The organism is Enterobacter sp. DSM 30060 (assembly GCF_013375955.1).
GTDB classification, from domain to species: Bacteria; Pseudomonadota; Gammaproteobacteria; order Enterobacterales; family Enterobacteriaceae; genus Enterobacter; species Enterobacter intestinihominis.
The window spans coordinates 156239-169515 of sequence record NZ_CP056118.1 but is presented as its reverse complement, the minus strand read 5'-3'; the positions used below and the strand labels follow the sequence as shown (position 1 = coordinate 169515).

General features: G+C 56.1%; 8 protein-coding genes. 4 read left to right on the top strand and 4 right to left on the bottom strand.

Annotated features, from left to right (window positions below; translation table 11 throughout):
* Positions 1-4: 4 nt before the first annotated feature.
* Both glpT and glpQ read left to right on the top strand, forming a co-directional pair.
* Entirely contained in the window at positions 5-1357 is a 1353-nt protein-coding gene (glpT, locus tag HWQ15_RS00700; protein ID WP_022648804.1) for a glycerol-3-phosphate transporter, read from the top strand.
* An 11-nt stretch (positions 1358-1368) separates the two neighbouring features.
* Positions 1369-2427, top strand: a complete 1059-nt coding sequence (glpQ, locus tag HWQ15_RS00695) for a glycerophosphodiester phosphodiesterase (RefSeq protein WP_063149094.1) — start codon at positions 1369-1371, stop codon at positions 2425-2427.
* Positions 2428-2589: 162 nt separating this feature from the next.
* On the opposite strand, the gene yfaE is transcribed toward glpQ, so the two are convergent.
* The 4 genes from yfaE to ubiG all read right to left on the bottom strand — a co-directional run bounded on the left by yfaE (position 2590) and on the right by ubiG (position 7446).
* Complete coding sequence (yfaE, locus tag HWQ15_RS00690; protein ID WP_003859419.1) at positions 2590-2844, bottom strand: class I ribonucleotide reductase maintenance protein YfaE; 255 nt, start codon at positions 2842-2844, stop codon at positions 2590-2592.
* Positions 2844-3974 carry a class Ia ribonucleoside-diphosphate reductase subunit beta gene (nrdB, locus tag HWQ15_RS00685; protein ID WP_022648802.1) on the bottom strand — a complete coding sequence of 377 codons (1131 nt, stop codon included), beginning with the start codon at positions 3972-3974 and terminating at the stop codon, positions 2844-2846. Before nrdB ends, yfaE begins: the two co-directional genes overlap by 1 nt.
* Before the next feature lie 108 nt (positions 3975-4082).
* Positions 4083-6368 carry a class 1a ribonucleoside-diphosphate reductase subunit alpha gene (gene nrdA, locus HWQ15_RS00680; RefSeq protein ID WP_063149093.1) on the bottom strand — a complete coding sequence of 762 codons (2286 nt, stop codon included), beginning with the start codon at positions 6366-6368 and terminating at the stop codon, positions 4083-4085.
* A gap of 349 nt (positions 6369-6717) precedes the next feature.
* Positions 6718-7446, bottom strand: coding sequence for a bifunctional 2-polyprenyl-6-hydroxyphenol methylase/3-demethylubiquinol 3-O-methyltransferase UbiG (gene ubiG, locus HWQ15_RS00675; protein WP_023300609.1), 729 nt, complete (start codon positions 7444-7446; stop codon positions 6718-6720).
* A 146-nt stretch (positions 7447-7592) separates the two neighbouring features.
* Between ubiG and gyrA the strand changes: the two genes are divergently transcribed.
* Entirely contained in the window at positions 7593-10229 is a 2637-nt protein-coding gene (gene gyrA / locus HWQ15_RS00670) for a DNA topoisomerase (ATP-hydrolyzing) subunit A (protein WP_063215894.1), read from the top strand.
* 134 nt (positions 10230-10363) lie between these two features.
* Entirely contained in the window at positions 10364-13210 is a 2847-nt protein-coding gene (rcsC, locus tag HWQ15_RS00665; protein ID WP_023300607.1) for a two-component system sensor histidine kinase RcsC, read from the top strand.
* Positions 13211-13277: the final 67 nt, after the last annotated feature.

Below are 13277 nucleotides of genomic sequence, written 5' to 3'. Positions count from 1 at the left end.
TGTTATGCTCAGTATCTTTAAACCTGCGCCACACCGGGCGCGACTGCCAGAGGCAGAGATTGATCCTCTCTACCGCCGTCTGCGTTGGCAAATCTTCCTCGGGATCTTCTTCGGGTATGCGGCGTACTATCTGGTACGTAAAAACTTTGCGCTCGCCATGCCATACCTGGTGGAACAAGGCTTCTCCCGCGGCGATCTGGGCTTTGCGCTGTCAGGGATCTCCATCGCGTACGGTTTTTCGAAGTTCATTATGGGGTCGGTGTCGGATCGCTCGAATCCGCGCGTGTTCCTGCCCGCCGGTCTGATCCTCGCGGCAGCGGTGATGCTGTTCATGGGCTTTGTGCCATGGGCGACCTCCAGCATTGCCGTCATGTTCGTGCTGCTGTTCCTCTGCGGCTGGTTCCAGGGGATGGGGTGGCCGCCATGCGGACGTACCATGGTGCACTGGTGGTCACAGAAAGAGCGCGGTGGGATTGTATCGGTCTGGAACTGCGCGCATAACGTCGGGGGCGGGCTTCCGCCGCTGCTGTTCCTGCTGGGGATGGCCTGGTTCAACGACTGGCACGCGGCGCTCTATATGCCTGCCTTTGGCGCCATTCTGGTGGCGATTATCGCCTTCGCCCTGATGCGCGACACGCCGCAGTCCTGCGGCCTGCCGCCGATTGAAGAGTACAAAAACGACTACCCGGATGATTACAGCGAGAAGCACGAAGAAGAGCTGACCGCGAAACAGATCTTCATGAAGTATGTGCTGCCAAACAAGCTGCTGTGGTACATCGCGGTGGCGAACGTGTTTGTCTACCTGCTGCGCTACGGCATCCTCGACTGGTCCCCGACTTACCTGAAAGAGGTGAAGCACTTCGCGCTGGATAAATCCTCCTGGGCCTATTTCCTGTATGAATACGCGGGCATTCCCGGCACGCTGATCTGCGGCTGGATGTCGGACAAAGTGTTTAAGGGCAACCGTGGGGCGACGGGCGTGTTCTTTATGACGCTGGTGACCATCGCGACGGTCGTTTACTGGCTTAACCCGCCGGGTAATCCGGGTGTGGATATGGCCTGTATGATCGTAATCGGCTTCCTGATTTATGGTCCGGTTATGCTGATCGGCCTGCACGCGCTGGAGCTGGCGCCGAAGAAAGCGGCAGGCACGGCGGCAGGCTTTACCGGTCTGTTTGGCTACCTCGGCGGTTCAGTGGCGGCAAGTGCCATCGTCGGTTACACCGTCGATTTCTTCGGCTGGGACGGTGGCTTTATGGTGATGATTGGCGGCAGCGTGCTGGCGGTTCTGCTGTTGATCGTCGTGATGATCGGTGAAAAACGTCACCATGCCGAGGTGCTGGCGCGTCGTCAGTAAGGAGCATTGCGATGAAATTAACTCAGTTAGCGACAGGCCTGCTGCTGGCGGGCCTGATGACAGGCTCCGCGCTGGCGGCGGATAAAATCGTGATCGCCCACCGTGGCGCCAGCGGTTATCTGCCAGAGCATACGCTGCCGGCAAAAGCGATGGCCTATGCCCAGGGCGCAGATTATCTGGAGCAGGATCTGGTGATGACGAAGGACGACCAGCTGGTCGTTCTGCATGACCATTATCTTGACCGCGTGACGGACGTGGCGGAGCGTTTCCCGGATCGTGCCCGTAAAGATGGCCGCTACTACGCCATCGACTTCACGCTGGCGGAGATCCGCTCGCTGAAGTTTACCGAGGGCTTCGAGATTGAGAACGGTAAGAAGGTGCAGGTCTATCCGGGGCGTTTCCCGATGGGCAAGTCTGACTTCCGTATTCACACCTTCGAAGAGGAGATCGAGTTTGTTCAGGGGCTGAACCACTCGACGGGCAAAAATATCGGTATCTACCCGGAAATCAAAGCGCCGTGGTTCCACCATCAGGAAGGAAAAGACATTGCCGCGAAGACGCTGGAGGTACTGAAAAAGTACGGCTACACCAGCAAGAAGGATAAGGTTTTCCTGCAATGTTTCGATGCCGCGGAACTGAAGCGCATCAAAACTGAGCTGGAGCCGAAGATGGGGATGGATCTCAATCTGGTGCAGCTGATTGCCTATACCGACTGGAATGAAACTCAGGAAAAACAGCCGGACGGGAAGTGGGTGAACTACAGCTACGACTGGATGTTTAAGCCGGGCGCGATGAAGCAGATTGCGCAGTACGCCGACGGCATCGGGCCGGATTACCACATGCTGGTGGCGGAAGGCTCAACGCCGGGCCACGTGAAGCTGACGGCGATGGTGAAAGAGGCGCATGCGAACAAGATGCAGGTGCATCCGTATACCGTGCGTGCAGACCAGCTGCCGGATTATGCGACGGACGTGGATCAGCTTTACGACGTGCTGTATAACCAGGCGGATGTGGACGGATTGTTTACGGATTTCACGGATAAAGCGGTCGAATTCATTCACCGGAAGTAGGTTTTGTAGGTCGGGTAAGGCGAAGCCGCCACCCGACAATCAGGCTCTGCGGCCTGATGCCCTCACCCTAACCCTCTCCCCGGAGGGGCGAGGGGATTGCTCAGTTCTCGCATTAATTTGTGGGGAACCCTCAGCCCACCGGGAGAGGGGATAAGGACAACATCACATCTCGATCTCTATATCGCCTTTTGCCCGGCAGCAGCAGGGCAAAATTTCCCCTTCACTGATAAAGGCTAGCGGTTCGGTCAGCCAGTCTACCTGGCCTGCGACCAGACGGCAGCGGCAGGAGCCGCAGTAGCCTTCACGACACTGGTACTCGACTTCTACCTGATGTGCTTCAAGCGCCACCAGCAGAGAAGGGTGCTCTTCCTGGCACAACACCTCTGTACCCGAAAGGCTCAGCGTTACGCGGCTCATCAGAGCTGGAAATCGCTCAGGTCGTCGGTGTTGACTTCAGAATCAATCTGACCGACCAGGTAAGAACTCACTTCCACTTCCTGTGGCGCGACCTGCACGTTATCGGACACCAGCCAGGTGTTGATCCACGGGATTGGGTTAGAGCGCGTCTGGAACGGCAGGTCGAGACCGACGGCCTGCATGCGGATATTGGTGATGTACTCAACGTACTGGCACAGAATGTCTTTGTTCAGGCCAATCATGGAGCCGTCGCGGAACAGGTAGTCTGCCCACTCTTTCTCCTGCTGGGCCGCCAGCACGAACAGGTCGTAGCATTCCTGTTTGCACTCTTCCGCAATTTCCGCCATCTCCGGATCGTCTGCACCGCTGCGCAGCAGGTTCAGCATATGCTGAGTCCCGGTCAGGTGCAGGGCTTCGTCACGGGCAATCAGACGGATAATTTTGGCGTTGCCTTCCATCAGTTTGCGCTCGGCAAACGCGAAGGAGCAGGCGAAGCTCACGTAGAAGCGGATCGCTTCCAGGGCGTTGACGCTCATCAGGCACAGATAGAGCTGTTTTTTCAGGGTCCGCAGGTTTACGGTGACGGTTTTACCGTTCACGTTGTGCGTACCTTCGCCCAGCAGATGCCAGTAGCTGGTCATCTCGATCAGTTCGTCATAGTAGTGCGCAATGCCTTCGGCGCGCTTCTGGATCTGTTCGTTGGTGACGATATCATCAAACACCACCGCCGGATCGTTAACGATGTTGCGGATGATGTGGGTGTAAGAGCGGGAGTGGATCGTCTCGGAGAACGCCCAGGTCTCAACCCAGGTTTCCAGCTCAGGAATCGAGATCAGCGGCAGCAGCGCCACGTTCGGACTACGACCCTGAATGGAGTCCAGCAGCGTCTGGTATTTCAGGTTGCTGAGGAAGATGTGCTTTTCGTGTTCCGGCAGCGCCTGGAAATCGATACGGTCGCGGGAAACGTCAACTTCTTCCGGACGCCAGAAGAAAGAGAGTTGCTTTTCAATCAGCTTTTCGAAGATGTCATATTTTTGCTGATCGTAGCGTGCCACGTTGACCGGCTGGCCGAAGAACATCGGCTCTTTGAGCTGGTCGTTTTTCGTCTGTGAAAAGGTGGTATATGCCATTGCGGTGAGTCCTGTGGTGTTATTTCCCCTCACCCCGGCCCTCTCCCACAGGGAGAGGGGGAAAGAGTTCCCTCTCCCTGTGGGAGAGGGTTAGGGTGAGGGAATTTATTAGATCTTACATGCGCCGCTTTCGCAGCCATCATCCTGAATTGACGGCGCCAGGTCGTCCTGGGCGTCTTCCGCACCATCACGGGTGTTGTGATAGTACAGGGTCTTCACGCCAAATTTGTAGGCGGTGAGCAGGTCTTTCAGCAGTTGCTGCATCGGAACCTTGCCTGACGGGAAGCGCGTCGGGTCGTAGTTGGTATTGGCAGAGATCGACTGGTCGATAAACTTCTGCATGATACCCACCAGTTGCAGGTAGCCATCGTTGTTTGGCATTTCCCACAGCAGCTCGTAGTTGTTGCCCAGCGTTTCGTAATCCGGTACCACCTGACGCAGCACGCCGTCTTTCGACGCTTTGATGCTGACGTGGCCGCGCGGTGGCTCAATACCGTTGGTGGCGTTGGAGATCTGCGAAGAGGTCTCGGACGGCATCAGGGCAGAGAGCGTGGAGTTACGCAGGCCGTGAGTTTTAATGGACTCGCGCAGGCCTTCCCAGTCGAGGTGCAGCGGCTCGCTGACGATCGCATCCAGGTCTTTTTTGTAGGTGTCGATCGGCAGAATGCCTTTCGCGTAGGTGGTTTCATTGAACCACGGGCACGCGCCTTGCTCTTTCGCCAGCTCGTTGGAGGCTTTCATCAGGTAGTACTGAATGGCTTCGAACGTCTGGTGCGTCAGATTGTTGGCGCTGCCGTCGGAGTAACGCTTGCCGTTTTTCGCCAGCCAGTAGGCGAAGTTGATCACGCCGATACCTAAAGTGCGACGGCCCATTGCGCCGCGTTTTGCCGCCGGGATTGGGTAATCCTGGTAGTCCAGCAGGGCGTCGAGCGCACGAACCGCCAGCACGGCCAGCTCTTCCAGCTCGTCCAGGCTCTTAATCGCACCCAGGTTGAACGCAGAGAGCGTACACAGGGCGATTTCACCGTTTTCATCGTTCACATCGTCCAGCGGTTTGGTCGGCAGGGCGATCTCCAGGCACAGGTTGGACTGGCGCACTGGCGCAACCACCGGATCGAACGGGCTGTGGGTGTTGCAGTGGTCAACGTTCTGGATGTAGATACGGCCGGTAGAGGCACGTTCCTGCATCATCAGGGAGAACAGATCGACCGCCTTCACGCGCTGCTTGCGGATGCTGTCGTCTTTTTCGTATTTGGTGTACAGACGCTCGAATTCGTCCTGATCGGCGAAGAACGCGTCGTACAGACCCGGGACGTCGGATGGGCTGAACAGGGTGATATCTTCACCTTTCAGCAGGCGGGTGTACATCAGCTTGTTGATCTGCACGCCGTAGTCCATGTGACGCACGCGGTTGCCTTCCACGCCGCGGTTGTTCTTCAGAACCAGCAGGCTTTCCACTTCCAGGTGCCACATTGGGTAGAACAGGGTCGCAGCGCCACCGCGCACGCCGCCCTGAGAGCAGGATTTTACCGCCGTCTGGAAGTGCTTGTAGAACGGGATACAGCCGGTGTGGAACGCTTCACCGCCGCGGATCGGGCTGCCAAGCGCACGGATACGACCAGCGTTGATGCCGATACCAGCACGCTGGGAGACGTATTTCACGATGGCGCTGGAGGTCGCGTTGATGGAATCCAGGCTGTCACCACACTCGATCAGTACGCAGGAGCTGAACTGACGGGTAGGGGTACGCACGCCAGACATGATTGGCGTAGGCAGAGAAATCTTGAACGTAGAGACCGCATCGTAGAAACGCTTCACGTAGTCCAGACGGGTTTCACGTGGATAATTAGAGAACAGGCAGGCGGCCACCAGAATATAGAGGAACTGAGCGCTCTCGTAAATTTCGCCCGTCACACGGTTCTGAACCAGGTATTTGCCTTCGAGCTGCTTCACCGCCGCGTAGGAGAAGTTCATGTCGCGCCAGTGATCGATAAACCCGTTCATCTGCTCGAACTCTTCTTCCGTATAGTCTTCCAGCAGATGCGTGTCGTATTTGCCCAGCTCAACCATTTTCACTACGTGATCGTAAAGCTTTGGCGGCTCGAACTGGCCGTAGGCTTTCTTACGCAGGTGGAAAATCGCCAGACGCGCAGCGAGGTACTGATAATCCGGTGCGTCGCGGGAGATCAGATCTGCCGCTGCTTTGATAATGGTTTCGTGGATATCAGACGTTTTGATGCCGTCGTAGAACTGAATGTGAGAACGCAGTTCGACCTGGGATATAGATACGTTGCTCAGTCCTTCTGCTGCCCAGTCGAGAACTCGATGGATTTTGTCCAGATTGATACGCTCGGTAGTACCGTCGCGCTTTGTCACCAGCAGACTCTGATTCATGTGGGTTTTTACCTGTCCGTGAAATAAAAAAATATCCCCCGCTTATCCACAGGACCGTCTTGTGACTAACTCTGTGGATAAATACTACATATAGGGGTTTTGCGATAAGAAGAACGCTATATGGTGAGTATTCTAGTATCGAATCTTTTCAGCACAAGGGTTGATTTTGACGTTAAATTGAGGTTGTGAAAGGGTAAAAAAGGCTAAGTCCTCGTACCGTAAGGCCTGGAAGAGATGTCAATATTCCAGAAAAAAAATTCAAAATTTGATCGAGTGCTGATTTCTTCAACGGGAGGTCAGAATTGCGCAACATGATGTCGCGCAATCTTTATAAGAATAACGAATGACGTTAGTCGTTTTTGGCGGTTGTGTGCAACATATAGTTAACATCCACGCCCGGGGCAAGTTTGAATTTATCCGTCAGAGGATTGTAGTGCAGACCCGTCATGTGCTGCTCCTTAAGCCATGTCTGGTCAACCCAGCCCAGCAGTTCGGCAGGCTTGATGAACTTCTTCACGTCGTGCGTCCCTTTCGGCACCATGCGCAGCACATATTCCGCGCCTACCACGGCCATCAGCCAGGCTTTGCCGTTGCGGTTGATGGTCGAGAAGAAGACCTGTCCACCCGGTTTCACCAGTTGTGCACAGGCGCTGACGACCGACTGCGGATCGGGAACGTGCTCCAGCATCTCCATGCAGGTCACCACGTCATACTGGTGCGCATGTTTAGCCGCGTGCTCTTCCACGGTTTCCTGGACATATTCTACCTGTACGCCGGACTCCAGCGCATGAAGACGCGCAACCTGTAGAGGTTCGAAGCCCATGTCCAGACCGGTGACGGTGGCCCCTTCGCGCGCCATGCTTTCCGCCAGGATGCCGCCGCCGCAGCCGACGTCGAGCACTTTCTTACCGAACAGACCGCCGGAACGCTCCGCGATATAGCCCAGACGTAGCGGGTTAATACGATGCAGAGGTTTGAACTCACCTTCGAGATCCCACCAGCGGGACGCCACCGCTTCAAATTTGGCAATCTCTTCGTGGTCAACGTTGTGAGCCACCGGGGATTTTTCGGCATTCATGGGCGCTTTTACTCCTTATTTAGCAAGACAAATGAGTATATCAGGCAATCCCTGTGAATAAAGCGTATAGGTTTACCTGTATCACCGCGGCTGTGTTATAATTTGCGACCTTTGAATCCGGGATACAGTAGAGGGATAGCGGTTAGATGAGCGACCTTGCGAGAGAAATTACACCGGTTAACATCGAGGAAGAGCTGAAAAGCTCCTATCTGGACTATGCGATGTCGGTCATTGTTGGCCGTGCGCTGCCGGACGTCCGCGATGGCCTTAAGCCGGTACACCGTCGCGTACTATACGCCATGAACGTATTGGGCAATGACTGGAATAAAGCCTACAAAAAATCTGCCCGTGTCGTTGGTGACGTAATCGGTAAATACCATCCCCATGGTGATTCCGCGGTGTACGACACCATTGTCCGTATGGCGCAGCCTTTCTCGCTGCGTTACATGCTGGTAGATGGTCAGGGTAACTTTGGTTCTATCGACGGCGACTCCGCCGCGGCAATGCGTTATACGGAAATCCGTCTGGCGAAGATTGCCCATGAGCTGATGGCTGACCTGGAAAAAGAGACGGTTGATTTCGTTGATAACTACGACGGCACGGAAAAAATTCCTGACGTTATGCCAACGAAGATCCCAAACCTGCTGGTGAACGGTTCGTCCGGTATCGCAGTGGGTATGGCAACCAACATTCCGCCGCACAACATCACGGAAGTGATTAACGGCTGCCTGGCCTACATCGACGATGAAGACATCAGCATTGAAGGGCTGATGGAACACATCCCGGGCCCGGACTTCCCGACGGCGGCAATCATCAACGGCCGTCGCGGTATTGAAGAAGCGTACCGTACCGGTCGCGGCAAGATTTACATCCGTGCCCGCGCCGAAGTGGAAGCGGACGCCAAAACCGGCCGTGAAACCATTATTGTTCACGAGATCCCGTATCAGGTGAACAAAGCGCGTCTGATTGAAAAAATCGCCGAGCTGGTAAAAGAAAAACGCGTTGAAGGCATCAGCGCGCTGCGCGACGAGTCTGACAAAGACGGTATGCGCATCGTGATTGAAATCAAGCGCGACGCGGTGGGTGAAGTTGTGCTGAACAACCTTTACTCCCAGACTCAGCTTCAGGTCTCCTTCGGTATCAACATGGTTGCGCTACACCATGGCCAGCCGAAGATCATGAACCTGAAAGAGATCCTGAGCGCGTTTGTGCGTCACCGCCGTGAAGTGGTGACTCGCCGTACCATCTTTGAACTGCGCAAAGCGCGCGATCGTGCCCATATCCTTGAAGCACTGGCCGTTGCGCTGGCGAACATCGACCCGATCATCGAACTGATCCGCCGTGCGCCGACGCCAGCAGAAGCGAAGGCGTCGCTGGTTGCGCGTCCATGGGGTCTGGGTAACGTGGCGGCGATGCTGGAACGTGCCGGCGATGATGCCGCGCGTCCTGAGTGGCTGGAGCCGGAATTCGGCGTGCGTGACGGTCAGTACTACCTGACTGAACAGCAGGCCCAGGCGATTCTGGATCTGCGTTTGCAGAAACTGACCGGCCTTGAGCATGAAAAACTGCTCGACGAGTACAAAGAGCTGCTGGAGCAGATTGCCGAGCTGCTGCATATCCTGGGTAGCGCAGAGCGCCTGATGGAAGTGATCCGTGAAGAGCTGGAGCTGGTTCGCGATCAGTTCGGCGACGAGCGTCGCACCGAAATCACGGCCAACAGCTCCGATATCAACATTGAAGATCTGATCAACCGCGAAGACGTGGTCGTGACGCTGTCTCACCAGGGTTACGTGAAGTATCAGCCGTTGACCGACTACGAAGCACAGCGTCGTGGCGGTAAAGGCAAATCTGCGGCGCGTATTAAAGAAGAAGACTTCATTGACCGTCTGCTGGTGGCCAACACCCACGACACGATCCTCTGCTTCTCCAGCCGGGGCCGTCTGTACTGGATGAAAGTCTATCAGCTGCCGGAAGCGAGCCGTGGCGCGCGGGGTCGACCTATCGTTAACCTGCTGCCGCTGGAAGCGAACGAACGTATCACCGCCATTCTGCCGGTACGCGAGTACGAAGAGGGCGTGAACGTCTTTATGGCAACCGCGAGCGGTACCGTGAAGAAAACCGCGCTGACCGAATTCAGCCGTCCACGTTCCGCCGGGATCATCGCGGTGAACCTGAACGAAGGCGACGAGCTGATCGGCGTGGATCTGACCTCTGGTTCCGATGAAGTGATGCTGTTCTCTGCGGCCGGTAAAGTGGTGCGCTTTAAAGAGAACGCCGTGCGCGCAATGGGCCGTACGGCGACCGGCGTGCGTGGTATCAAGCTGGCGGGTGAAGACAGCGTGGTTTCCCTGATCGTTCCGCGTGGCGAAGGCGCAATCCTGACCGTCACCCAGAACGGCTACGGTAAACGTACGGCGGAAAGCGAATACCCGACCAAGTCTCGCGGCACGCAGGGCGTTATCTCCATCAAAGTGACCGAGCGCAACGGTTCCGTTGTTGGCGCGGTACAGGTGGACGACGCGGACCAGATCATGATGATCACCGATGCCGGTACGCTGGTGCGTACCCGCGTGTCAGAGATCAGCGTGGTGGGTCGTAACACCCAGGGCGTTATCCTCATCCGTACTGCGGAAGATGAAAACGTCGTCGGTCTGCAACGCGTTGCTGAGCCGGTGGATGACGAAGAGCTCGACTCTATCGACGGCAGCGTCGCGGAAGGGGATGATGAAATCGTCCCGGAAGCGGACACCGATGATGAAGCAGCGGATGACGCTGACGAGTAACGTCTCCTGACGCATAAAGGGCCGGTTTCCGGCCCTTTTGTTTTGCGCAAGCAGACAAGTGAACGTTGCGACAAGCCGCGTTTACCGCTACCTTAACCACATTCTTTTTTCCCCGATGGCGGAGCCTCGCCCCTTTGAAATACCTCGTCTCCTTTCGTACCACGTTAAAAGTCTCTCGCTATCTGTTTCGGGCGCTTGCGCTACTGCTATGGTTGCTGGTGGCACTGCTCTCGGTGTTTTACATCGTTAACGCGTTACACCAGAAAGAAGCGGAGATCCGCCAGGAGTTTAACTTAAGCTCGGATCAGGCCCAGCGCTATATCCAGCGCACGTCTGATGTGATGAAAGAGCTTAAGTATATCGCTGAGAATCGACTGACGGCGGAGAACGGCATTCTTGCCCTCCGCGGTCGGGATGAAAAAACCGAAGTACCTGATTTCGAACCGCTCTTCCCGGACTCCGATTGTTCCGCGATGGGCAAAGCCTGGCGTGGCTCACTGGAGTCCCTGTCATGGTTTATGCGCTACTGGCGCGATAATTTTTCGGCCGCTTACGATCTAAACCGCGTCTACCTGATTGGCAACGAAAATCTTTGCATGGCGGACTTCGGTCTGCGAGATATGCCCGTCGAACGCGAAGACGCGCTGAAAAGCCTGCATGAGCGCATAGTGAAATACCGCAATGCGCCTCAGGAAGAGCGCGGGAACAACATCTTCTGGATAAGCCAGGGGCCGCGCATGGGCGTCGGCTATTTCTATGCCCTGACTCCGGTTTACCTCGGAAACCGTCTGCAAGCGCTGCTGGGGATTGAACAAACCATCCGCATGGAAAACTTCTTCACGCCGGGCAGTCTGCCGATGGGCGTGACCATTCTGGATGAGAACGGCCACCCACTCATCTCCCTTACCGGGCCTGAAAACCGCCTGAAAGTGGAGCCCAGCTGGATGCAGGAGCGGTCATGGTTTGGCTATACCTCCGGGTTCCGCGAGCTGGTGCTGAAGAAAAGTTTACCGCCATCGTCGCTGAGCATTGTCTATTCGCTGCCGGTGGACAAGGTGCTGGAGCGCATTCGCATCCTGATCCTTAACGCCATTTTGTTGAACATCGCGGTAGGCGTCGCGCTGTTTATGCTGGCGAGAATGTATGAGCGGCGGATCTTTATTCCGGCGGAAGCGGATGCTCAGCGTCTGGAGGAGCACGAGCAGTTTAACCGTAAGATTGTCGCCTCGGCGCCGGTAGGGATCTGTATCCTGCGTACTCAGGACGGGACAAATATCCTCAGTAACGAGCTTGCCCATAACTACCTGAACATGCTCACGCATGAAGACCGCCAGCGGTTAACGCAGATCATCTGTGGGCAACAGGTTAACTTTGTGGATGTGCTGACCAGCACCCACACCAACCTGCAAATCAGCTTCGTCCATTCGCGCTACCGCAATGAAAACGTGGCGATTTGCGTGCTGGTGGACGTCTCCGCGCGCGTTAAGATGGAAGAGTCATTGCAGGATATGGCGCAGGCGGCGGAGCAGGCCAGCCAGTCGAAATCGATGTTCCTCGCGACCGTCAGCCATGAGCTGCGTACGCCGCTGTACGGCATTATCGGTAACCTCGATCTTCTCCAGACCAAAGAGCTGCCGAAAGGGGTCGACCGCCTGGTGACGGCGATGAACAACTCGTCCAGCCTGCTGCTGAAAATTATCAGCGATATTCTCGACTTCTCTAAAATTGAATCCGAGCAGTTGAAAATAGAACCGCGTGAGTTCTCCCCGCGCGAGGTGATGAACCATATCAGCGCCAACTATCTGCCGCTGGTGGTGCGCAAACAGCTGGGGCTGTACTGCTTTATCGAGCCGGATGTGCCGCTGACGCTGCATGGCGATCCGATGCGTCTGCAACAGGTCATCTCGAACCTGCTAAGCAACGCCATCAAATTCACCGATATCGGCTGTATTGTGCTGCATGTCTGCCGGGCAGGGGAGTACCTGACTATTCGCGTACGCGACACGGGTGTTGGCATTCCGGCGAAAGAGGTCGTTCGCCTGTTCGATCCGTTCTTCCAGGTGGGGACGGGCGTCCAGCGTAATTTCCAGGGGACCGGGCTGGGTCTGGCGATTTGCGAGAAGCTTATCAGCATGATGGACGGGGATATCTCCGTCGATACCGAGCCGGGTATGGGCAGCCAGTTCACCATCCGTATCCCGCTCTACTCGGCACACTATCCGGTGAAAACCACGGTCGACGGGCTGAGCGAAAAGCACTGCTGGCTGGCGGTGCACAACGCCTCCTTACATGATTTCCTGACCTCGATGCTGACCAGCAGCGGTGTGCGGGTCTCACGCTATGAAGGCCAGACGCCGGACGCAGATGACATGCTGATTACTGACGTTGAGCCAGACAAGGCGTGGGCGGGGCGGGGCGTGGTGATGTTCTGCCGCCGTCATATCGGTATTCCGATTGAGCGTTCGCCCGGGGTATGGGTGCACAGTGTGGCGACACCGCACGAAATGTTGGGCTTGCTGGCGCGTATTTACAGCGTACAGCTTGAGGACAGCGATGGCGCTACCGTGCTGGCTTCCCCTGATGAGCTGGCATCGGTGAATGACGATATGATGATTCTGGTCGTCGACGATCATCCGATTAACCGTCGTCTGCTCGCAGACCAGCTTGGCTCTCTGGGCTATCAGTGTAAAACGGCCAATGATGGCGTGGATGCCCTGAATGTCTTAAGTAAGAATCATATTGATATTGTGCTCAGTGATGTGAACATGCCTAACATGGACGGCTATCGTCTGACGCAGCGTATCCGACAGCTGGGGCTGACGCTGCCGGTGGTGGGGGTGACAGCCAACGCACTGGCGGAGGAGAAGCAGCGCTGTCTGGAGTCGGGAATGGACAGCTGCCTGTCGAAGCCGGTCACGCTGGATGTACTGAAGCAGACGCTATCCGTGTATGCGGAGCGGGTGCGAAAAGCGAGACAATAAAAAAGGCCCGAAAGGGCCTTTTTTATGTGTCCGACGGCACTGCGCTTGCGCGGGCCTACGGGGTCTT

Coding starts and splice junctions, on each gene's coding strand:
- glpT (WP_022648804.1), top strand. CDS start 5: ATGCTCAGTATCTTTAAACCTGCGCCACACCGGGCGCGACTGCCAGAG.
- glpQ (WP_063149094.1), top strand. CDS start 1,369: ATGAAATTAACTCAGTTAGCGACAGGCCTGCTGCTGGCGGGCCTGATG.
- yfaE (WP_003859419.1), bottom strand. CDS start 2,844: ATGAGCCGCGTAACGCTGAGCCTTTCGGGTACAGAGGTGTTGTGCCAG.
- nrdB (WP_022648802.1), bottom strand. CDS start 3,974: ATGGCATATACCACCTTTTCACAGACGAAAAACGACCAGCTCAAAGAG.
- nrdA (WP_063149093.1), bottom strand. CDS start 6,368: ATGAATCAGAGTCTGCTGGTGACAAAGCGCGACGGTACTACCGAGCGT.
- ubiG (WP_023300609.1), bottom strand. CDS start 7,446: ATGAATGCCGAAAAATCCCCGGTGGCTCACAACGTTGACCACGAAGAG.
- gyrA (WP_063215894.1), top strand. CDS start 7,593: ATGAGCGACCTTGCGAGAGAAATTACACCGGTTAACATCGAGGAAGAG.